The sequence below is a fragment of the Pollutimonas sp. M17 genome, assembly GCF_025836975.1.
GTDB lineage: Bacteria > Pseudomonadota > Gammaproteobacteria > Burkholderiales > Burkholderiaceae_B.
The window spans coordinates 3,649,372-3,671,013 of sequence record NZ_CP107548.1 but is presented as its reverse complement, the minus strand read 5'-3'; the positions used below and the strand labels follow the sequence as shown (position 1 = coordinate 3,671,013).

The 21,642-nt window shown below is 60.1% G+C and carries 23 protein-coding genes; 18 read left to right on the top strand and 5 right to left on the bottom strand.

Features of this window, described 5'->3' with window-relative positions; translation table 11 throughout:
* Positions 1-92 precede the first annotated feature (92 nt).
* The 13 genes from urtA (at position 93) to ureG (ending at position 11,512) form a co-directional block, all read left to right on the top strand.
* Entirely contained in the window at positions 93-1,343 is a 1,251-nt protein-coding gene (gene urtA / locus OEG81_RS17195) for an urea ABC transporter substrate-binding protein (protein ID WP_264130489.1), read from the top strand.
* 77 nt (positions 1,344-1,420) lie between these two features.
* Positions 1,421-2,998 (top strand): urea ABC transporter permease subunit UrtB, encoded by a 1,578-nt coding sequence (urtB, locus tag OEG81_RS17190; RefSeq protein ID WP_264130488.1) that lies wholly within the window; start codon positions 1,421-1,423, stop codon positions 2,996-2,998.
* Complete coding sequence (urtC, locus tag OEG81_RS17185; protein WP_264130487.1) at positions 2,995-4,125, top strand: urea ABC transporter permease subunit UrtC; 1,131 nt, start codon at positions 2,995-2,997, stop codon at positions 4,123-4,125. The genes urtB and urtC overlap by 4 nt, the downstream gene beginning before the upstream one ends.
* A 32-nt stretch (positions 4,126-4,157) precedes the next feature.
* Positions 4,158-4,976 carry an urea ABC transporter ATP-binding protein UrtD gene (urtD, locus tag OEG81_RS17180; protein ID WP_412034151.1) on the top strand — a complete coding sequence of 273 codons (819 nt, stop codon included), beginning with the start codon at positions 4,158-4,160 and terminating at the stop codon, positions 4,974-4,976.
* 1 nt (position 4,977) lies between these two features.
* Positions 4,978-5,676 carry an urea ABC transporter ATP-binding subunit UrtE gene (gene urtE / locus OEG81_RS17175; RefSeq protein WP_264130485.1) on the top strand — a complete coding sequence of 233 codons (699 nt, stop codon included), beginning with the start codon at positions 4,978-4,980 and terminating at the stop codon, positions 5,674-5,676.
* Between the two features lie 31 nt (positions 5,677-5,707).
* The gene (locus OEG81_RS17170; RefSeq protein ID WP_264130484.1) at positions 5,708-6,562 is read left to right on the top strand and encodes an urease accessory protein UreD; all 855 of its coding nucleotides are present in this window, start codon (positions 5,708-5,710) and stop codon (positions 6,560-6,562) included.
* A 19-nt stretch (positions 6,563-6,581) separates the two neighbouring features.
* Complete coding sequence (locus tag OEG81_RS17165; RefSeq protein WP_264130483.1) at positions 6,582-6,884, top strand: urease subunit gamma; 303 nt, start codon at positions 6,582-6,584, stop codon at positions 6,882-6,884.
* Positions 6,885-6,925: 41 nt separating this feature from the next.
* Entirely contained in the window at positions 6,926-7,543 is a 618-nt protein-coding gene (locus OEG81_RS17160; protein ID WP_264130482.1) for a HupE/UreJ family protein, read from the top strand.
* A gap of 41 nt (positions 7,544-7,584) precedes the next feature.
* Entirely contained in the window at positions 7,585-7,890 is a 306-nt protein-coding gene (locus OEG81_RS17155; RefSeq protein ID WP_264132644.1) for an urease subunit beta, read from the top strand.
* Positions 7,890-9,602 (top strand): urease subunit alpha, encoded by a 1,713-nt coding sequence (gene ureC, locus OEG81_RS17150; RefSeq protein WP_412034086.1) that lies wholly within the window; start codon positions 7,890-7,892, stop codon positions 9,600-9,602. The genes OEG81_RS17155 and ureC overlap by 1 nt, the downstream gene beginning before the upstream one ends.
* Positions 9,603-9,604: 2 nt before the next feature.
* Positions 9,605-10,138, top strand: a complete 534-nt coding sequence (gene ureE / locus OEG81_RS17145) for an urease accessory protein UreE (RefSeq protein ID WP_264130480.1) — start codon at positions 9,605-9,607, stop codon at positions 10,136-10,138.
* 11 nt (positions 10,139-10,149) lie between these two features.
* On the top strand, positions 10,150-10,839 hold the full coding sequence (locus OEG81_RS17140) for an urease accessory protein UreF (protein ID WP_264132643.1): 690 nt from the start codon (positions 10,150-10,152) through the stop codon (positions 10,837-10,839).
* Positions 10,840-10,849: 10 nt separating this feature from the next.
* Positions 10,850-11,512, top strand: coding sequence for an urease accessory protein UreG (ureG, locus tag OEG81_RS17135; RefSeq protein ID WP_264130479.1), 663 nt, complete (start codon positions 10,850-10,852; stop codon positions 11,510-11,512).
* 13 nt (positions 11,513-11,525) lie between these two features.
* Here the strand turns inward: ureG and phnE (OEG81_RS17130) are convergent, their stop codons facing one another.
* The 4 genes from phnE (OEG81_RS17130) to phnD form a co-directional block, all read right to left on the bottom strand.
* Complete coding sequence (phnE, locus tag OEG81_RS17130) at positions 11,526-12,326, bottom strand: phosphonate ABC transporter, permease protein PhnE (protein WP_264130478.1); 801 nt, start codon at positions 12,324-12,326, stop codon at positions 11,526-11,528.
* Positions 12,323-13,129: a phosphonate ABC transporter, permease protein PhnE gene (gene phnE / locus OEG81_RS17125; RefSeq protein WP_264130477.1), complete on the bottom strand. Its 807-nt coding sequence runs from the start codon at positions 13,127-13,129 to the stop codon at positions 12,323-12,325. The genes phnE (OEG81_RS17130) and phnE (OEG81_RS17125) overlap by 4 nt, the downstream gene beginning before the upstream one ends.
* The gene (gene phnC / locus OEG81_RS17120) at positions 13,126-13,917 is read right to left on the bottom strand and encodes a phosphonate ABC transporter ATP-binding protein (RefSeq protein WP_264130476.1); all 792 of its coding nucleotides are present in this window, start codon (positions 13,915-13,917) and stop codon (positions 13,126-13,128) included. Before phnC ends, phnE (OEG81_RS17125) begins: the two co-directional genes overlap by 4 nt.
* Before the next feature lie 84 nt (positions 13,918-14,001).
* Positions 14,002-15,003, bottom strand: coding sequence for a phosphate/phosphite/phosphonate ABC transporter substrate-binding protein (gene phnD / locus OEG81_RS17115; RefSeq protein WP_264130475.1), 1,002 nt, complete (start codon positions 15,001-15,003; stop codon positions 14,002-14,004).
* A gap of 209 nt (positions 15,004-15,212) precedes the next feature.
* Between phnD and OEG81_RS17110 the strand changes: the two genes are divergently transcribed.
* The 3 genes from OEG81_RS17110 to OEG81_RS17100 are packed head-to-tail and all read left to right on the top strand — an operon-like array spanning position 15,213 to position 17,831.
* Positions 15,213-16,031 carry a DeoR/GlpR family DNA-binding transcription regulator gene (locus tag OEG81_RS17110; protein ID WP_264130474.1) on the top strand — a complete coding sequence of 273 codons (819 nt, stop codon included), beginning with the start codon at positions 15,213-15,215 and terminating at the stop codon, positions 16,029-16,031.
* The gene (locus OEG81_RS17105; RefSeq protein WP_264130473.1) at positions 16,028-16,864 is read left to right on the top strand and encodes an HAD-IIB family hydrolase; all 837 of its coding nucleotides are present in this window, start codon (positions 16,028-16,030) and stop codon (positions 16,862-16,864) included. Before OEG81_RS17110 ends, OEG81_RS17105 begins: the two co-directional genes overlap by 4 nt.
* A 34-nt stretch (positions 16,865-16,898) precedes the next feature.
* The gene (locus OEG81_RS17100) at positions 16,899-17,831 is read left to right on the top strand and encodes a DMT family transporter (RefSeq protein WP_264130472.1); all 933 of its coding nucleotides are present in this window, start codon (positions 16,899-16,901) and stop codon (positions 17,829-17,831) included.
* A 37-nt stretch (positions 17,832-17,868) separates the two neighbouring features.
* Here OEG81_RS17100 and OEG81_RS17095 read toward each other — a convergent pair whose 3' ends face one another.
* Positions 17,869-18,447 carry a cysteine dioxygenase gene (locus OEG81_RS17095; protein WP_264130471.1) on the bottom strand — a complete coding sequence of 193 codons (579 nt, stop codon included), beginning with the start codon at positions 18,445-18,447 and terminating at the stop codon, positions 17,869-17,871.
* A 414-nt stretch (positions 18,448-18,861) separates the two neighbouring features.
* Here OEG81_RS17095 and OEG81_RS17090 point away from each other — a divergent pair, with 414 nt between their 5' ends.
* Positions 18,862-20,229, top strand: a complete 1,368-nt coding sequence (locus OEG81_RS17090) for an MmgE/PrpD family protein (protein WP_264130470.1) — start codon at positions 18,862-18,864, stop codon at positions 20,227-20,229.
* Between the two features lie 3 nt (positions 20,230-20,232).
* Positions 20,233-21,621 carry an MmgE/PrpD family protein gene (locus OEG81_RS17085; protein ID WP_264130469.1) on the top strand — a complete coding sequence of 463 codons (1,389 nt, stop codon included), beginning with the start codon at positions 20,233-20,235 and terminating at the stop codon, positions 21,619-21,621.
* The last annotated feature ends 21 nt before the right edge of the window (positions 21,622-21,642 follow it).

The window sequence follows — 21,642 nt, the reverse complement described above, 5'->3', positions numbered from 1 at the left end:
AAAGTTGGCATGACTATTGCGTAACGATGTCTGTGCTGTCCTTCCGATCGACGCCCTGACCGGGATTGATCCTTACATTTACGGAGCAAGACATGAAACGCAGACTGGTTCTAAAGCAACTGACCGCGGTGAGCGTACTGGCAATGGCGGGCTGGATGCCCTCCGTGCAGGCGGCCGATACCATCAAGGTAGGCATCCTGCATTCCCTATCCGGCACGATGGCCATCTCGGAGACGTCCTTGAAGGATGTCGCGCTGATGACGATCCAGGAGATCAATGCCAATGGCGGCGTAATGGGGAAGCAGCTGGAAGCCGTGGTGGTGGATCCGGCATCGAACTGGCCTCTGTTCGCCGAGAAGGCGCGCCAGTTGTTGGCTCAGGACAAGGTGTCGGCGGTTTTCGGCGCCTGGACCTCGGTGTCCAGAAAGTCTGTACTGCCCGTATTCAAGGAGCTTAACGGTCTGTTGTTCTATCCCGTACAGTATGAAGGCGAGGAGCTGGAGCGCAACGTTTTCTATACCGGCGCGGCACCCAACCAGCAGGCCATACCGGCAGTCGAGTACCTGATGAGCGAAGACGGCGGTGGCGCCAAGCGTTTCGTATTGCTGGGCACAGACTATGTCTATCCGCGTACCACCAACAAGGTGCTGCGCACCTTCCTGCATTCCAAGGGGGTCAAGGACAGCGATATCGATGAAGTCTATACGCCTTTCGGGCACTCCGATTATCAAACCATCGTGGCCAACATCAAGAAGTTTTCCACAGGCGGAAAGACAGCCGTTATATCGACCATCAACGGCGACTCGAATGTGCCCTTCTATAAAGAGCTGGGCAATGCCGGCCTGAAGGCCACGGATGTGCCTGTCATTGCGTTCTCCGTGGGAGAAGAAGAACTGCGGGGGGTGGATGCCAAGCCACTGGTTGGGCACCTGGCGGCGTGGAATTACTTCCAGTCCATCAAGAATCCGGTCAACACCTCCTTCATCGACAAGTGGAAGGCATACGCCAAGGCCAACAACCTGCCGAACGCGGCGACAGTCGTGACCAATGATCCCATGGAGGCCACTTATATCGGCATCAACATGTGGAAGCAGGCCGTGGAGCAGGCCAAGTCGACTGATGTCGATAAGGTTATCGAAGCGATGGGAGGACAAAGCTTTAAGGCGCCAAATGGATTCACCATCCAGATGGACAAAACCAACCATCACTTGCATAAACCTGTTTACATCGGCGAGATCCGGGGTGACGGCCAGTTCAACGTGGTATGGAAAACAGAGGGTCCCATCCGCGCCCAGCCCTGGAGTCCATATATCGCAGGCAACGAAAGCAAGCAGGGTCTTTAATCTTGAACGAGTCCGCCAAGATCTACGGTGCATGCAAGCATTTCGGGCTTCGGCTTGTTCTTGCGATGCTGCTCCTTATGCCCATGCACCTTGCCTTGGCTGAAGAGACGGCAAAGGTCGATGCATCACTGCTCGCATCACTGGCGAGCGGCGATGCGGGGGCCAAGCTTCAGGCGATAACGCAGCTTGGCCAGCTTTCCGATCCGGCTGCCGCTCAGGTTCTGAAAGCGCTGGGAAGCGAAAGCCTCCTGGCGACGCCGCAGGGAGAGGTTCTTATCCGGACCGATGCAGGCAGAGGCCTTGACCCGCTGAGCGGCCTGGAATCGGCGCTGCCCGACAGCGCCGAGGCCATCGTGGTCAATAACCGCTTGCGGCGCGCCATCAATAGCGCCCTGGCTGCTACAGACCTGTTCTCGGACCACCCGGCCACCCGCCTGGCTGCGGCGAAACGTATGCAGCAGAGCGGCGATGCGTCGGTCATTACGTTGCTTGAAAAAGCCAGGGCCGGCGAAACGCAAGGTGAAGTGCGGAATGCACTCGACATAGCCCTGGCGACCTCCGCATTGAAGAGCAGCGATCCGGCAAAGCGCCTGAACGCAGTCCGCATATTGGGTGACTCGGGCAACGGCGCATTCCGTCCCATTCTGGCTGGTTTGGTCGCACAAGGGCCTGACGGAGCCTATGCCGAGCCGGATCCCGGAGTGCGGGAGGCGGCCAATGCCGCCCTGAAAAGCATAGACTGGCACCTCTGGAAAATTGAGTGGGCCGGCAATCTGTTCTATGGCATCAGCCTGGGCAGCGTCCTGCTTCTGGCCGCGCTGGGCCTGGCCATTACGTTCGGGCTGATGGGCGTGATCAATATGGCCCACGGCGAACTGCTGATGATAGGCGCCTATGTCACTTATTTGATGCAGCTGTTATTCAAGCACTATATGCCGGCCTGGATGGACTGGTATGTGATCGCGGCGCTGCCCATGGCCTTCCTGATTACGGCGGGCGTCGGCATGGCCCTGGAACGCAGCGTCATCCGCTGGCTGTATGGACGTCCGCTTGAGACGCTGCTGGCCACGTGGGGAATCAGCCTGATTCTCATGCAGGCCGTAAGAACCGTCTTCGGCGCGCAGAATGTCGAAGTCAGCAACCCCTCATGGATGTCGGGCGGCGTGACCCTGCTGGGCGGACTGGTATTGAGCAATAACCGGCTGGCGATTATTGCCCTTTCATTGCTTGTGGTCGTTTTTGTCTGGCTATTGCTCAACCACACTCGTTTAGGCCTTTTCGTAAGGGCAATCACTCAGAATCGCCGCATGGCCGACTGTGTCGGTGTACCGACCGGGCGCATCGATATGCTTGCTTTCGGCTTGGGGTCGGGCATTGCCGGACTGGGCGGCGTGGCCTTGTCCCAATTGGGCAACGTAGGTCCGGACCTGGGCCGGGCGTACCTCGTGGACTCGTTCATGGTGGTCGTGCTGGGCGGGGTCGGGCAGCTGGCGGGTACCGTCGTCGCGGCGTTCGGACTGGGCAGCGTCAATAAATTCCTTGAACCCTGGGCGGGCGCCGTCATGGCAAAGATCACTATCCTGGTGCTTATCGTGCTATTTGTTCAAAAGCGCCCGCAAGGGCTATTTGCGCCACGCGGCCGGAGCGTGGAATGACGGCCGCCGCGCTACCTGCTCTGGCCAGTCAGTTCCAGGCCAACAACAGACTGTTCTCGCCCAAGGCATGGAGCAGCCTGGCCGGAGCGGTCGCCTTCCTGGCCGTGCTGCCCTTGCTCAACCTGATCGTTCCCCCCGACCACCCGCTGCATGTTTCGTCCTACGCCGTGGCGCTGCTGGGGAAGTTCATGTGCTATGCAATGGCGGCCCTGGCCCTGGACCTGGTCTGGGGCTACGCCGGAATCTTGTCGCTGGGGCATGGCCTGTTCTTCGCCTTGGGTGGCTATGCGCAGGGGATGTACCTGATGCGCTCCATCAATGCCGGCAATGCGGATGCCCTGCCGGATTTCATGGTGTTCCTGGACTGGAAGGCTTACCCATGGTACTGGGCATTCACCGAGCACTTTGCCTACGCAATGATGCTGGTTCTGGTGGTGCCGGGCGCGCTGGCGTTTCTGTTCGGCTATTTTGCGTTCCGCTCGCGTATCAAGGGCGTGTATTTCTCCATCATTACCCAAGCCATGACCTTTGCCGCCATGCTGTTCTTTTTCCGTAATGAAACCGGCTTTGGCGGCAACAATGGCTTTACCGGTTTCCAGCGGATTCTTGGGTTCGATATCACTGCCCCCGATACGCGCGCTGTCCTTTACTGGACGACGCTGGCGATGCTTGCGGGGGCGCTGGTATTTGCACGGGCCATTACGCAATCCAAACTGGGGCGCGTTCTGACGGCGGTCCGCGATTCGGAGCACCGCTTGCGGTTCATCGGTTACGACCCCTTGGGATTCAAGCTTTTCGTGTGGTGCGTCTCGGCAGTCATGTGCAGTATCGCGGGCGCTCTTTATGTTCCACAGGTCGGCATCATCAACCCCAGTGAAATGTCCACTGAAAATTCCATAGAGATGGTGATCTGGGTCGCCACCGGGGGGCGCGGGACATTGATCGGACCGATCATCGGTGCAGGCGCCGTCAACGGCTTGAAGACCTGGTTCACCAGTGTGTTGCCCGAGTTCTGGCTATACGCGCTGGGTCTGATATTCGTGCTGACGACGCTGTTCTTGCCGCAAGGCATTGTCGGGCTGGCCCGCCGGCTTGCCGGCCGCTACAACAAGGGGACGGCATCATGAAGCCCGAACACGCGAGGACTTTGCAGGAAATGATGGTCGCCGTCGAGGGCGATCGTGGCGGCGACGCGTCTTATGGCCACGTTGCAACGAAGGATGTCGATACGCGCCATGGCGTGATCCTGTACCTGGAGGGCATAACGGTCAGTTTCGACGGCTTCAAAGCGCTCAACGATCTGACCCTGGACATTGGCGTGGGCGAACTGCGTTGCGTCATCGGACCGAACGGCGCGGGCAAGACGACCATGATGGATGTCATTACCGGCAAGACGGCGCCCAGTTCGGGCACTGCATTCTTCGGCCAGAACATCGACCTGAGCAAACTGTCGGAAGCCGAGATCGCTCACGCCGGCATTGGCCGGAAGTTCCAGCGCCCGACGGTTTTCGAGAATCACAGCGTAATTGAAAACCTGGAGCTGGCGATGAAAACCGACAAGCGGGTGCAAGCCGCTTTGTTCTCCCGGCTCACCGGCACGCAGGCCGACGCCATAGCCGAGACCTTGGCCCTGATACGGCTGACTCCTGAAGCCTGGCGGCCGGCCGGCTTGTTGTCCCACGGGCAGAAGCAATGGCTGGAGATCGGGATGCTGCTGATGCAGGAACCCCAGCTTCTGCTGTTGGACGAACCGGTAGCAGGCATGACGGACGCCGAAACGGAGCGCACTGGCGAACTGCTTAACGAACTGAAGGGTAAGCACTCGCTAATGGTGGTGGAGCACGATATGGATTTCGTGACCAGCATCGCCGGACAGGGAAAGGTGACAGTGCTGCACGAGGGCTCTGTGCTGGCCGAGGGGACGATGGCCCAAGTGCAAGCCGATCAGCGAGTGGTCGAAGTTTATCTGGGACGCTAGCATGTTGAATGTACAGGCAATCGATCAATACTACGGCGGAAGCCACACATTGCGCGGTGTGTCGCTCTCCTTGAAACGCGGCAAGTGCCTGGCCTTGCTGGGCCGCAACGGCGTGGGCAAGACGACCTTGCTCAAATGCCTGATGGGTGTGTTGCCGGTGGCTTCAGGCAGCATACATTTCAACGGCCAGGACATCACCCGGCTGTCTCCGCATCAGCGTGCCGCGCGAGGCATCGCCTATGTGCCTCAGGGGCGCGACATCTTCGCCCGGCTGACGGTCGAAGAAAACATAGTGATGGGGATGGCTGCCAAGCCGGCATCCGCGGCGCGCCGTATCAAAGGTGAAATATTCGAGCTGTTCCCAGTGCTGAAATCGATGCTGGCTCGCCGCGGCGGCGACTTGTCCGGCGGACAACAGCAGCAGTTGGCCATTGCTCGTGCGCTGGTGGCCGAACCCTCGCTGATTATCTTTGACGAGCCTACCGAAGGCATACAGCCATCCATCATCAAGGATATTGGCAAGGTCATAAGCTTGTTGCGCGCGCGCGGAGACATCGGTATTTTGCTTTGCGAGCAGTACTTTGATTTTGCGCGGGAGCAAGCCGACGAATTTGTCGTGTTATCGCGCGGCGAAGTCGTTGCGGCGGGCGATCGATCGCAAATTGATGGCGATGATGTCCGTCGCCACCTATCGGTGTAGGGTGTATGGGCATGCGGAACGGAGACCCATCATGAGCGCGCTGCCCGACACCTGGCATGCAAGCCTGATGCTGTCGTTTACCTCGCAGGTAGCGGGCAAGACGGTGTTGTCCAAGCGCCGGCACGAAGGGCCGCTGCTGGTACAGAAAGCACTGTACCCCGAGGGGCCGGCGGTGTGCCATGCCGCGATACTGCACCCGCCGTCCGGCATAGCAGGCGGCGACGAACTGAGCATAGATGTCCACGTTGGTGTCGGCGCGCACGCCCTACTGACGACGCCCGGCGCGACCCGCTGGTACAAGTCCAACGGCAGGTCTTCCGTTCAGCATACGCATATACGCGTGGAGAAGGGAGCCCGTCTTGATTGGCTGCCGCAAGAGAACATATTCTTCGAACAGGCCGATGCGGCTTTGCATAGCCATGTACATATCGCTGGCGGCGGCTCGGCCATAGGCTGGGAAATCAATCAGCTGGGACGCGTCGAAAAAACCACTCATTGGGACGAAGGCCGGGTGATGCTGGCGTCTACGCTTTATCTGGACGGGACGCCCATATGGCTGGAATCCGGCGAGCTTCTTGCAGAAGGCTCTTTGCGTCACAGCGATACCGGCTTGGCGGGCTTTCCAGTATTGGCCACACTATGGGCGTTCGGCGAGGAGCTGACCGGCGAGCAGACCGACGACCTGGCAGGGCTGCTGCCATGGTCCGCAACGCTGCGTGCCGGTTTGACCTGCATGCGTCAGGCGGACGCGCAGGGCTTGACCCTGGTGCGCGTGTTGGGCGAGCACGCGCAGGACGTCAGGCAATTGTTGACCCGGCTGTGGGCGCATTTGCGGCCCGCGCTGCTTCGGATACCCGCAGTACCGCCGAGGCTGTGGAGCACCTGACATTTTGACGGACTAGATCATGGACCTGACACCTAGGGAAAAAGACAAGCTGCTTATTTTTACCGCAGCCCTGCTGGCGGAACGGCGCAAAGGCCGGGGACTGAAGTTGAACTATCCCGAGTCCATTGCGCTGATCACGGCGGCAATCATGGAGGGCGCGCGGGATGGCCGCAGCGTGGCTGACCTGATGCACCACGGCACCACCATACTGACTCGCGAAGATGTCATGGAGGGTGTGCCGGAAATGATTGCCGATATACAGGTGGAAGCCACATTCCCCGATGGAAGCAAGCTCGTCACGGTTCATCACCCCATTATTTAATCCGCACTGCATATGCAGTGCCGCCTATTGAGGTTCCCATCATGATTCTCCCGAAACGCCATCGATTCACTGGCCAACGAATGGCCGCTGCTGTCGGCATGATGCTGATTTCCGGCGTCGCGCTGGCGCACCCCGGCCACCATGATGCAACCGGTCATATGCTGCTGACCGGTCTTCTTCACCCATTGACGGGTACCGACCATCTGCTTGCCATGCTCGCCGTGGGCCTTTGGGCAGCAACCGGCGCCATGAGCCGCCGCGCTGCGCTGGGCATGCCTCTCAGCTTCCTTGCCCTGCTGTTTCTCGGGGCCATGGCTGGTATGGCCATCGCCGATATCCCCGCCATTGAACCGATGATCATCGCTTCATTGTTGATTCTTGGCCTGTTGCTGGTGGGTCGCATTAAGGCGTCTCCGTGGGCCGGGCCTGTCTTGGTGGCGACTTTCGCCTTGTTTCACGGTATTGCCCATGGTGTCGAATTGGCGCCGGGCGGAAGCGCTGCCGGCTACGTAGCCGGTTTCATGCTCAGCACCCTGGCCCTGCTATTGACAGGGCTTGGGGCTGGCTGGCTGCTGCGAGGCCGGGCTGTGTGGCTGACGCGCCTGGCAGGCGCCGGCATTGCCGCCTACGGTTTGGCCTTATGGTCGGTAGCCGCATGAAAGCGCCGCCCGTTCATCCGTCCGATCGTGAAGAGCTCCCCCTGATACCCGGAGAGACCCTGGCGGAGCCCGGCGACATGGAACTGAATGCCGGACGCGCCGCCGTGACCATCGACGTCGTCAATGGCGGCGATAGGCCAGTGCAAGTGGGCTCGCATTACCACTTCGCCGAGGTCAATAGCGCGCTGTGTTTCGACCGTGCTCGCGCGTACGGCTGCCGCCTGAACATTGCGGCGGGCACGGCCGTTCGTTTTGAGCCTGGGCAAAAGCGTACCGTAGAGCTGATCGTCCTGGCCGGTGACCGCAAGGTGTTTGGCTTCAAGGGCGACATCATGGGAGCGTTGTGATGATTATCACCAGGCAGGCCTATACCGAGATGTTCGGGCCGACCGTCGTCGACGGCGTCGGCGACCGTGTACGGCTGGCCGATACCGGGCTGCTGGCAGAAGTCGAAAAGGACTTCTGCATTTTTGGCGAAGAGGTCAAGTTCGGCGGCGGCAAGGTCATACGCGACGGCATGGGGCAAAGCCAGCGCATCAGCGCCGATTGCGCCGACACGGTCATTACCAATGCGCTTATCATCGACGCCGTCAGCGGCGTCATCAAGGCTGATATCGGCATCAAGAACGGCCTGATCTCCGGCTTGGGCAAGGCGGGCAATCCCGATATACAGCCGGGGGTCACGATAGTCATTGGTCCGGCTACCGAAATCATCGCCGGGGAAGGGATGATCGTGACCGCGGGTGCGATCGACTCGCACATACACTTCATCTGTCCCCAGCAAATCGACGAGGCATTGGCCAGCGGCGTCACTACCATGATAGGCGGCGGCACTGGACCGGCGACCGGCACCCTGGCCACCACATGCACGCCCGGCCCCTGGCATATCAGCGCCATGCTGTCGGCGCTTGACGCCTTCCCCATGAATATCGGCCTGCTGGGCAAAGGCAATGCCAGCCAGCAAGCGCCCCTGCTGGAGCAAGTCCGCGCGGGGGCCATAGGCTTGAAGCTGCATGAAGACTGGGGCACGACGCCCGCCGCGATCGACACCTGCCTGACCGTCGCCGAAGCGACAGACGTCCAGGTAGCCATCCACAGCGATACGCTGAACGAATCCGGGTTTGTCGAGGATACGCTGGCGGCTTTCAAGGGGCGCTGCATCCATTCCTTCCATACCGAGGGCGCAGGCGGAGGCCATGCGCCGGACATCATCCGGGCAGCAGGCATGCCTAATGTTTTGCCCGCATCGACCAACCCCACCATGCCGTTCACGTCGAATACCATCGACGAGCATCTGGATATGCTGATGGTTTGCCATCATCTGGATTCATCCATTGCCGAAGACCTGGCGTTTGCCGAAAGCCGGATACGCCGGGAAACGATCGCCGCCGAAGACATCCTGCATGACATGGGCGCATTCTCCATCATGAGCTCGGATTCCCAGGCCATGGGGCGCGTGGGCGAAGTGGTGCTGCGCACATGGCAGACCGCAGACAAGATGAAGACGCAGCGGGGGGCGCTGGAAGGCGACAGCGCACGCGCCGATAACCAGCGTATCAAACGCTATATTGCGAAATACACCATCAATCCCGCCATCGCCCACGGCATAGCGCACAAGGTGGGATCCATTGAACAGGGCAAGCTGGCCGACATCGTGCTGTGGCGCCCGGCCTTCTTCGGCGTGAAGGCCAGCATGGTCATCAAAGGCGGAATGATCGCAGCGGCCAGCATGGGCGATCCGGGCGCTTCGATCTCCACCCCCCAGCCCGTATGCTTTCGGCCCATGTTCGGCAGCTTTGGCAAGGCTCTTAAAACCTCGCTCACCTTTGTGTCGCAAGCCGGCATGGAAAATCCCGAGCTGCATGCACTTGGCCTGACCAAGACCCTGGAGGCGGTGCATGGCTGCAGGAATATCGGCAAGGCCGATATGGTGCACAACAGCTGGTTGCCGCATATTACCGTCGACCCGCAAACCTACCAGGTCATGGCCGACGGCCAGTTGCTTACCTGCCAGGCAGCCAGCAAGCTGCCCATGGCGCAACGTTACTTCCTGTTCTGATCATGCGCACCGTCAACAAGCGCCTGCAAGGCACCTCTGTCGCTCAAGCCTTGATCCGCAGTGCCCCCAAGGCGGAGCTGACCTTCGAGTACCGCCGCCGCAGCCGGCAGAAGCTCAGGTTGGACAACGGCGAGGAGGTCGCCCTGGTCTTGAATCAGGGAACCATATTGCATCACGGCGATGTTCTCGTCGCCGGCGACGGACAGCTTATTGTCGTGCATGCCGCCGCCGAGTCCGTATTGCGCGTTACGGCGGAAACGCCTTTGGCCCTGACGCGTGCGGCCTACCATCTGGGAAACCGCCACGTCCTGGTGGAGATCTGCCCGCATGAGCTGAAGCTCGAATACGACGCTGTATTGCTGGACATGCTTGGGCGTCTGGGTGGGCTTACGATAGAGCGGGCGGACATGAGGTTCGAGCCGGAATCCGGCGCTTACGGCGGCGGACATAAGCATGGCCACGACGAGACGTTCGCTGAAGATCAGGCCCTGGCCCATGCCGCCTTTGCGGCCCATGACCATGCACATCCTCATTGAATGCGGTAATCATGGAAACCAGCCAGCTCGCCGCAGTGCTGCAACTGTCGTCGCCTTCCCTGCCCATAGGCGGCTACAGCTATTCACAAGGCCTGGAGGCAGCCATAGACCTGGGGCTCGTTGCGGACGAGACGAGCGCGCTCCGCTGGATCCGGCAGCAGCTGGAATGCGTGCTGATGCCTTGCGAGGCTCCTGTGTGGCTGCTGCTGTTCGACAGCTGGCACGCCGGCGACTGGGCGGGCGTGTCTCACTGGAACCAATGGTTTATGGCTACGCGCGAAACCCGTGAATTACGCCAGGAAACCGAGCAGATGGGCTGGTCGCTTGTGAAGCTGGCTACCGAATTGGCGTGGGGCGAGACAGGCGCGCGTGAACGCTTGCTCGGTCTGGCCAATGTTGCGCTTCCCACGGCACACGCGTACGCGGCGTGGGCGCTGGGCCTGGCCAGGCGCGACGGCTTGGCGGCGTATCTGTTTACCTGGCTTGAGAACCAGATGATGGCGGCGCTCAAAGCGGTGCCCCTGGGCCAAATGGCCGGACAACGCATTGTGGATCAGTTGCGTCATTCCATACCTGCGGTGTGCGACGGCGCCGTTGAAAGAGCGGCCGCCTATCCTCCCAGAATCCACACGCTGGCCCCACAGCTGGCCATTCTATCGTCTCGGCACGAGACGCAGTATTCCCGTTTATTCCGCTCTTGAAGGCAAGCCTATGTCCGCACACCAACATACACATGCAAGCACTCCGCCGCCTGGACGTCATAAGACCTTGCCGGTGCTCCGCGTGGGAGTCGGCGGCCCGGTCGGCTCGGGCAAGACCACCTTGCTGGAGATGCTGTGCAAAAGAATGGCAGAGAAGTATGACCTTGTCGTCATTACCAACGACATCTATACCAAGGAAGACCAGCGATTGTTGACGATATCCGGCGCCTTGCCGCCCGAGCGTATCATGGGTGTGGAAACAGGCGGGTGTCCGCATACGGCCATTCGTGAGGACGCCTCTATCAATCTGGAGGCCATAGACCGCATGATGGGCCAATTCCCGAATGCCGACGTGGTATTCGTTGAGTCCGGCGGGGATAACCTGGCTGCCACGTTCAGCCCGGAACTGGCCGATCTGACGCTTTACGTCATTGATGTCGCGGGCGGCGAAAAAATACCACGCAAGGGTGGGCCGGGAATCACAAAATCGGATCTGCTCATCATCAACAAGACCGATCTCGCGCCCTACGTTGGAGCCTCGTTGCCGATCATGAAGGAAGATACCAAGCGCATGCGTGGCAACCGGCCCTTTGTAATGGGAACGATAAAGACGGGCGATGGTCTCGATGAGATCATCGCCTTTATTGAAAACGAAGGCTTGCTGGCAGGGTGACGCGTCTGGCCTATTAAATTACCTTTTTGCGCAGCCATGCGGCAATGGCTTCGCCCGCGACTACCAATCCGATGATGGCCAGTAAAATGGTGGCTACCGTGCGCCAGTCCAGCGTATCAATGGAGCCTTGCAGGATGACGCCGATGCCGCCGGCGCCCACCAGGCCCAGTACGGTCGATTCGCGCAGATTGATGTCCCAGCGCAATATGCTGACTGCGAAAAAGGTGGGTACAACCTGCGGGACGATGGCATATAGAATGACCTTGGCGCGCGAGGCGCCGGTGGCTTCCAGTGCTTCCACCGGCCGGCGGTCGATTTCTTCGATCGCCTCGCCCAGCAGTTTGCCCAGGAAACCCAGTGACCGGAACATGATGGCAATGATGCCTGCCAGCACGCCCGGGCCGAAAATGGCCACAAACAAGAGAGCCCAGATCAGCGTGTTGACCGAGCGGCTCGATACCAGTATGAAGCGGCCCAGCCATAAGGTCGCCTGGTTCGGCGTGGTATTTTGCGCCGAGATATAGGCCACCGGCAGCGAGACGAAAATCGAAATGAACGTTGCGATGGTGGCAATGTTCAGGGTTTCGATCAGCGCCCACATGATTGCGCGAATGCTGGAGAAATCGGGCGGTATCATGCGGCCCGCCAGATCGCTGATCTGGGCGGGGGCATCCCACACCCAGGGCCAGATGATATTGATGGATGCCAGGGACCAACTGGTAACCAGCGCCATGACGGCAAAAATTCCCAGGCGCGTCCAGCGCTCGCGCCCCGTATAGCGGGCCCAGGCCCGGTCGGCAATGGACTGAGTCACCAGATGGCCCTCCGTATGCGGCCGCTGACGGCTTCGCTAATTAAAATGGCAGCGATGATGATCATGGTAATGGCCAGGGCGAAATCATAGTCATAGCGGCCAAAGGCATTCATGAGCGTTGAACCGATTCCGCCGGCGCCCACAATGCCGACTACCGCCGATGCGCGCAGATTGCTGTCCAGCTGATACATCGCCAGGCCGATCTGGCGCGGCATGATCTGCGGCAAGACCGCGAATTGCAGCACGGTGAAGAAGCGTGTGCCAGTGCTGCGCAAGGCCTCGACCTGGCCCCAGTCAATTTCCTCGATGCGCTCGGCAAGCATTTTTGCCACGAATCCGATCGAATAAATGGTCAGGGTCAGGATGCCGGCGACCGGGCCAAAGCCCACCGCCTTGACGAATATGATGGCGACAATCACGGGATGGAAGCTGCGCGCCAGGATGATCAGGGTGCGCCCCAACAGATAAATCGGCTTGGCGGCGATATTGCGTGCCGCCATGAACGCGATGGGAATGCTGAGCCCCACGCCCAGCAGTGTCGACAGGATCGCAATCTGCATGCTTTCCAGGAAGCCGTCGATCAATAATTCATGGCGGGCAAAGCTGGGAGGAATGGCGCCGGAGAAAATGCGGGCGGCCCGTGTCATGCCTTCGCTGATGCGTTCCCAGTTGAAGGGCAGCGTGTAGGCGACCCAGACCAGATAGATAATCGTCGCTGCGACCAGTCCCCAGCGCAGCAGCGGGTTGGCGATGAAGGGCGGCTTGCGCCAGGCCCTCGGCAATGAGGATGGCTGAGGGGTCATGGAGCGACGGTCTCCAGTGCTTCCAGAGGGGCATTAGCCCCTTTGTCGGCTGCCGTGCCGCTATATACGCGGTGCATGGCATCCGCATCGAGCTCGTCGGGCGTGCCATCGAAAATCAGGCGACCGAAGCGCATGCCTACGATGCGGCGTGTAAATTCCTTGGCTTCGGCGACGTTGTGGATGTTGATCAGCACCGGCAGCTTGAACTCGTCGGCCAGCTTTTGAAGCAGCTCCATGATCTGGCGCGATGTCACCGGGTCGAGCGAGGCGGTTGGTTCGTCGGCCAGCAGAATCTGCGGCTCTTGCATGAGCGCGCGCACGACGCCGACGCGCTGGCGCTCGCCTCCGGACAGCTCATCCGCCCGCTTGTTGGCATAGTGTGCGATGCCGACGCGCTCCATCAAATGAAACGCGCGTTCGATGTCCTGGGCCGGATAGCGCCTCATGGCGGCTCGCCAGTAAGGGATGTAGCCCAGGCGGCCACATTGCACGTTTTCCATGACGGTCAGGCGGTCGACCAGGTTGAAGCCTTGAAAGATCATGCCGATATGCCGGCGTGAACGGCGCAGCCCTTCGGGCTTGAGGGACGTCAATTCGACGCCGTTCAGTTCGATGCTGCCCGATGTGGGTTCGACCAGGCGGTTGATACAGCGCAGCAGCGTGCTTTTTCCTGCTCCGGATGCGCCGATGATGGATACGATCGACTCGTCGGGGACCTCGAGATCGAGGCCTTGCAGGACGGGATTCCCATTGCCGTAGCGTTTGACCAGGCGGGTGATACGAAGCATAGGTGGCTCTTTTGTGTTTCTTGCGGCGTTTGCCGGCATGCCGCCCGTGAACGGAGGCATGCCGGGCGGCGATGCCGGCGGTGGCTATTTCAGGTTTTCGGTCGTGTAGGTAACGCCGTTGGCTTCCTGAATGTCTCGGATGACCGACCAGTCTTCCTTATAGGTAATCGGAACGAACTTGGTCACGCCCGAAAACTCTTCACCCAGGGCCGTTCCCTTCATGTCGAAGCTGAAGAAAGCCTCTTTGATTTTCTCGACCAGTTTGGGATCAAGATTATGGGCGTACGTGTACGACGTGGTCGGAAAGCGCTTGGACTCGTAGATGATCTTGACTTCGTCGGGGTTGTACAGTTTGCGCTCGGCCATGCGCTCGACGACTTCCGATGCCACCGGCGCGGCATCGTAATCGCCGGCGACCACGCCCAGCATGGACTGGTCATGCGAGCCCGAATACACGACCTTATAGTCTTTCTCAGGCGTGATTCCCTGCTTGGGGAATAGCGCGCGCGGAGCCAGGTTGCCGGAATTGGACGTTGGCGATGTGTGGGCGACGCGCTTGCCTTTCAGGTCGGCCATGGTGTTGATGCCGCTGTCTTTGCGCGTATAGACCTGCAGGGTATATCCGAAGTTGCCGGTTTCCGAACCCATGAGGGCAAACGGTACTGCGCCTGCCAGATTGACGGCAAACGGGGTCGGGCCTGTGGAGTAGCCCGCAATATGGAGCCGATTGCTGCGCATGGCTTCGATTTCGGCGGCATTGGACTGAACAGCGAAGAAACGTACGTCTTTGCCCGTCACCTTTTTGAGATGCTCGATAAAGGGCTTCCAGATGTCGGCGTAGATGGCGGGATCTTCGACCGGGGTGTAAGCGAATACCAGCGTATCGGGATTCAACAGCTTTTTCGGATCAGTGGGGGTGTCGGCGACGAGGTCGCCGTTTTCGTCGCAATAAATGTTGGCAAGCGCGCCGCGATTGCTGCATTCAGCGGCTACGGCGCTTGTGGCGGGTAGCATCATGGCGGCAAACGCTGCGGCGCAGGCAAGCCGCCGGATGGGTTGGGTCATACCGATGGAAGATATTTTCATGCTCCTCTCTCTCTTTCTGATTTTTACGTCCAATCAACAGAAATGTTGTTGTCTGCCAACGTAGATTACTCATAAAAGTTGTTTTTTACAATAATTCTGGGCAAAAAATGTTGCTATCATCACAGTTTTGATCTGGCAGGCGTCTCTTCTGCAGTTGCAAATAAAAGCGACGCGGCAGGGCAGCCCACTTCTATCAGGCCTCTTACGTCATGATCCGTAAACCACGCAAGGAAGAACGACAAGCCCGGATCCTCGAGGCGCTGCGCCACACGCCTCATATCCGCATCGCGCTGCTGGCCGAGCGTTTCAAGGTTACGACCGAGACCATACGGCGCGATCTCGATGCCTTGAGCAGGCGCGGCCTGGTCAATCGTGCGCACGGCGGGGTGGTTGCCCAGCCTATGGGGGCGCAGCCGTCGATATTCGAGCGCGAACAGTCGACTGTGGACGAGCGTTCCCGCATCGCAACGCTGGCCGCCTCGTTCGTGTCCAGCGGCCAGGTGCTGATGATGGACGCCGGTTCGACCACCACGCAGCTGGCCTGGCAACTGGCGCGCGGCACCGAAACATTGACGGTGATCACGAACAGCTACCCGGTGGCTTCGGCGCTGACGCCATCCCGGTGCGCGGCCATCGTCTGTCCGGGCGAATTCAATGGGCACGAGGGGGGCGTATTCGGGCAGGACACCACCGAGTTCCTGGGGCGTTTTCACGCCAATATTGCCTTTATCGGCGCCAGCGGGCTGGGGGCCGGCGGTGTCATGGATGTGAACCGCCAGGCGGCATGGGTCAAGAGAACCATGATCGAACGCTGCGAACACATTTATCTGCTGGTGGACCATACGAAATTCGATTTGCATGTGCTCGAGGTCGTGGCACCCCTGGATGCGTTAAGCGGGGTGATCACCGACCGGGCGCCCCCCGATCCCTTGGCGCATGCATTGCGTGAGGCCGGCGTCGCCTGTTATGTCGCCTCGAACACCGATACGCCCGATCCCGTTTCGCCCCATTCCCAGGAGGAAAAATGACCCGTTTCGCCGATGCGGATCTGCAATTGCTCGCCCAGGTCGACGTTATTTTGACGGACGTGGACGATACCCTGACCCGGGGCGGCAAGTTGCCGGCCTCGACGCTTGACGCCATGGAACGATTGGCGCGCGGAGGGCTGCGGGTGATCCCGGTTACGGGGGGCTGTGCGGGCTGGTGCGACCACATCGTGCGTGCATGGCCGGTGGCCGCCGTTATCGGAGAAAGCGGCGCATTCAGATTTCAGATGCAGCCCAACGGCGGTCTCGGACAGCGCTTCGTACGGCCGCTCGAACAACTGCGGGCCGACCAGCAACGGCTGTTGGACATTGCGCGGCGGGCGCTGGCCGCGGTGCCCGAGGCGCGCATGGCAGCCGACCAGGCATACCGGCTTGCCGATGTGGCCATTGACCACTCGCAGGATGTGGGTCCGCTGCCCGCCTCCAGCATTGCCACCATCATCAAGATATTCGAGGACGCCGGCGCCCGCGCGCGCGCCAGTTCCATACACGTCAATGCCTGGTTTGGCGACTACGACAAGGCCACCATGGCAACTGAATTGCTCGCCGGCGACCTGGATATTGATCCTGAGGGACAGTCGCGGCGGGTATTGTTCATTGGCGACGCGCCCAACGATGAATCGCTTTTTCAAGCCTACGCATTAAGCGTGGGCGTGGCGAACATAAAACCTCATCTGAACAGCTTGGCCCATCCCCCCCGTTGGGTATGCGACGCTGGCCATGGCGCCGGCTTCGTCGAAATGGCGGACCGCGTTCTGCAAGCCCGCCAATCCGTCGGGGGGCAGGTAAGGGAAGCAAGGCCTGCGCCGGCGTGACGCGGTATATTGTCGGCTTGATTCGGGGTGGGGCTTGGGTGGTGTATCCAGGCTCCGATGCGGAGAATTTGCCATCTATAAAGCCTACGTCCTTCTGGCACTGACAACACTTTTCTGGGCGGGTAACTCGATTGCGGGCAAGCTGGCGGTCGGTCACGCTTCGCCGATGGTCCTTGTTACCGCCCGCTGGGCCAGTGTGATGGTGGTGCTGTATTTGCTGAAGAGAGGACAGATCGCGGCTGATTGGCAGGCGATCCGGCCACGACTGTGCTACTTGCTGTTGCTGGGAGCGCTGGGCTTCACCGTCTTTAGCGTGGCGCTTTATTACGCGCTGGTCTACACCACCGCAATCAACACCAGCATCTTGCAAGGGGGCATGCCGCTATTCGTATTTGCGGCGAGCTTTGTTTTATTTTCCAGCCGTATAAGTGTGGAGCAGGCCGCCGGCTTTGTATTCTCTTTCATAGGTGTGGTCGTCATCGCAATGCGTGGCGAACTGGCCAATCTGATTGGTCTTGACATCAATTTCGGCGATGCGCTAATGCTGGTCGCCGTCATGGCTTACGGTATCTATACCGCCGCACTACGCAGCAAGCCTCAGATGCACTGGACAAGCTTGATATTCATCTTGTGCGTGGGAGCCACTATGGTGTCCCTTCCCATGCTGGCTTTCGAAGCGGCCCAGGGAGAGACCATTCTGCCGGATGCACGGGGCTGGGCGGTGATCGCCTATGTCGTTATCTTTCCATCTCTTATAGGCCAAGTCTTCTACATTCGGGCAGTGGAGCTCATCGGCGCGAACAGAGCCGGCCTATTCATCAACTTGCTGCCCGTCTGGGGAGCCTTGTTGGCGGTGACCATCCTCGGAGAGGAATTTCACCTTTATCACGCGGTAGCGCTGATGGCGATTCTGGCCGGAATCAGTCTGGCCGAATATGGCGGACGAAAACTGAGTAGGCAAGAGTAGATAGCCGCGAATCTGCGAATGCCATTGCCGCTTGCCGTCAGCCAGCCCACAAGTTAGGTGTCAGCGCGTTTGAATAGCCCGAGACAAATCCCTTGGGTTCGGCGCTTTGCGGGTCGTACACCGAACGATGTATGCGTCCGATATTGCCGCCATATAGATGGATGCTTATGGAAACCTTATCGGCGTAAGCATTGCTGACCCGGTGGATATCGCCAATAGTAGGCGATACACAAGAGACTTCGCCTTCGTTCAGGCGAGCCTCGGGGCCGACAGCCATCATGCCGCCACTGCTGCGGCGATAATGCTGCTCCAGTTCGGCGCCGCGCAGCATCGCAATGACGCCCCATACGGTGTGATCATGAATGGGCGTTTTCTGACCCGGTCCCCAGACGAAGCTGACGAGCGAAAATCGGTCCAGCGGATCGCCGTACAGCAGGTATTGCCTATAGAACTCCGGATGCGGTTCTGCAAAGGCGTCAGCCAGCCAGTCGTCCTGAGCGACCAGGCCGCTCATCACTTCGCGAGCTTGATCCAGGACGCCATCGTCCCCTGGGGCGCGGCCCTCCATCAGGCGTGTCAGGCTTTCCACCGTATTCAATAATCGTTTGTTGTTCATTTCCTGGAGCCTTTCTTGCTTGACTTGGATACACGCCCCTTCGGGCGCTAAAGTTCCTGCGGACATCCATAGGATACAACGCCTTGCCTGCCACATCTGCCTGACGTATCTTTCTTAGCCCCATAAGCGCAAACAGAGCTACCCAATGTGTATTCGAGTCGCTGAACGGGCAGCGTCTTTAGACTATCGTCCACGCACGTCACTCCCGGGTTAATTGCCGGAAGCACGAGCGCGGCGTGCCGTCTTCTAGCGTCCATAAATTCCATTCTTCGGAAATATCCAGTTGACGGGAAATCGGCCCGGCTCCATTCTTCACGGTATGGGTGTATGCGCCGCGGACCGTCTTCAGTTAGCCTGTGCGCCACAAGCATTCACGAAAGACGATTCATGGATAGAAGGAATTTGAGAGGCATTATGGACAAGGCACTTGAGCAGATCACGGACTTCGCCGCCAGCGTGCGGCCACGCGACGTTCCGGGCAAGGTAATCGAACACGTGACCGGCATTCTCGCCGACACCATCGCTTGCGCGATGGCGGCGAGGGACTGCCCTGGCGCCGTGGCTGCGGCGGCAATCGCCGACCTGCCGCGCGCTGCAGGGGGTACGGTCATCGGCAGTTCCGCCGTCGTCACGCTGGACATGGCCGCGTTCTGGAACACGTCGATGATCCGCTATCTCGACTATAACGATACCTTCACCGGCGGACACCCCAGCGACATCCTCGGAGCGCTCATCGCCGTAGCCGGTTCCCGCAAGTTGCCTGGGCTTACGCTGCTGAGCGGCATTGCCGTTTCGTATGAGGTTTTTCACCGCATTTCCCTGCGCCATAGGTCCTATCGCAAGGACCATGGGGCGCTGGTCGACTACTTGTCGATCGATCAGGGCTTTGCCGTGGCGATCGCCACGGCTGCCGGCATTGCGCACATGCTTGGCTATGATCGCGATCAGACACGCACGGCGGTGTCACTGGCTGCAACCAATGGATTGCCGCTCAGGGCGAGTCGCGCCGGTGAGCTTTCTCACTACAAGGGCGTGGCCACGGCCGCCAGCGCACGGCAGGCCGTCTTCGCCTGCCAGCTTGCCGAACAGGGGCTGACTGGCCCCTCCGACCCCTTTGAAGGCCGGCATGGATTCATTGAGATCATGGAAGGGCAGGCCGGCCCGATGAACCTGGAGCCGTTTGGTGAGTGGGCGGTCTTGCGTTCGGGCCTGAAGTATTTTCCGGCGACGGCCAATTGCCAGATCGGTATCTGGGCGGCCCTGGATCTGCGCGAGGGACTGGATATCGGTCAGATTCGCGAAGTTGTCCTGCATACCTCGCGTTTCCTGCGGCATGAGTCCGGCAGTGAGCCGGCCAAGTGGGCCCCAACGACTCGTGAGACCGCCGACCATAGCTTGCCCTATGTCGTCGCGGTCGCCCTGTTGAACGGCGAGGTGACGCTTGCCTCGTACACCGACCAGATGCTGGCCAGCCCGGCCGTGCGCGATCTGATGCAGAAGATCACCGTCGTGGTCGATGAGCAAATCGAGGCCGAGTGGCCTGGCACGATCCAGATCCGCGCAACGGTGAAGCTGGCCGATGGCCGAACACGCGAGGTGCATGCGCGCGATCCAAAAGGTACGTATCGGAACCCGATGAACCGCGAAGACATCAACGTCAAATTCGAGCAGTTGGTGGCGCCGGTTCTTGGGGCAGCGACGGCTCGCGTATTCGATCAGGTCTGGAACATCGCCGGCAGTGATGATTGCGCCAACGTATTCGAGCAACTGGTAAGCGACTGAGCCATGCCACACGATCACGATTTGCCCATTACCCGGGGCCTGGCTGAGTACATCGCCGCTGCGAATTTCAACGCGCTGCCGGCGGCCGCGGTCGAGGCGGCCAAGGTGGCAATGCTGGATGGACTGGGATGCCTGGCTGCGGGAAGCCGTGAACCGGCGTCCCGCATCGCTCGCGCGGCCTTGGGCGACGAGCCTTCCGGCTCTTGCACGGTGATAGGCACAGCGGTTCCGGGCAGCCCCATGACGGCAGCCCTCTTGAATGGCATTGCCTTGCACGCGCTCGATTTTGAAGTACAGGGCATGCCGCCGGCCCACGGGACCTCGTCGATTCTTCCCGGGATGCTTGCGCTTTCCGAACGTCATGCCGTGGCGCCGGAACGAGGCATATTGGCATTCGTGGTCGGCTGGCAAGTGCAGCAACGGGTGCGCACGGCGGCCCGGGATTGCGCTTTTCGCGGCTTTCACCCGCCAGGTGTCGTCGGCCCGCTTGGGGCGGTAGCGGCCTGCTCGGTCATACTGGGACTGTCGGCGGACCAAGTTGCGGCGGCGATCGGGCTGGCCGCGTCACGCACCGGCGGCTTGTTTGCCAACAATGGCAGCATGGCCAAGCCCACGCATCCGGGCAATGCTGCGCGCTCTGGGGTTGAGTCGGCGTTGCTGGCGGCCCGAGGAATGTCGGGGAACAAGCGAATTCTGGAAATGCCCGGAGGGCACTTCGAGACGTTCTTCGACGAACGGTTTCGTCCTTCCGAGGTCCTTGGCGATTTGGACCAGTATGCAATTGTTTCGCCGGGATTCACGATCAAGCGATATCCGGCCGAGATCTACATGCAATGGGTCATCGAGGCTTGCCAAGAGCTGCGCCGTGAGGCCAGATTCCGCATCGAGGCCGTGACGGAAGTGGTCGTCGAGCCGCCGGTGTACCGGACTACGCTTTCGCGGCCCCAGCCGGCTTCGGGCCTGGATGGGAAGTTCAGCTACGAATATGCGGCAGCGGTGGGGCTGAGCCAGGGCGAGGTGATTATTTCCAGCTTCGATGATGAGGCGGCGTTCAGCGAGCCGGTTCAACGGCTGTTGCCGCGTGTCCGGCTGGTCCACAACCATGATATTCCTCAGACGCTCGATGCCATGTGGACGCGGGTCACCGTGAAGCTGTCGGATGGCACCGAGCTGGTGCATCGCTGCGATCGTTTTCCCGGCTGCCCGGAGCGTCCGATGAGCCGTGCGCAGCGCCACAGCAAGGTCATGGATTGTTTGCTGACCGGCGGCTTGACCGCCGAAGAGGCAAGCAGCCTGATCGAGCAGGCCGAGCAGCTTGAGACGCTGGCGTCATGGGAGCCGATTCTTGGAAGGCTATCCAAGGTGGGTCGCCCGGATGGACGGCCGGCCTAGTCGGATGGGTTTTTCATTCAG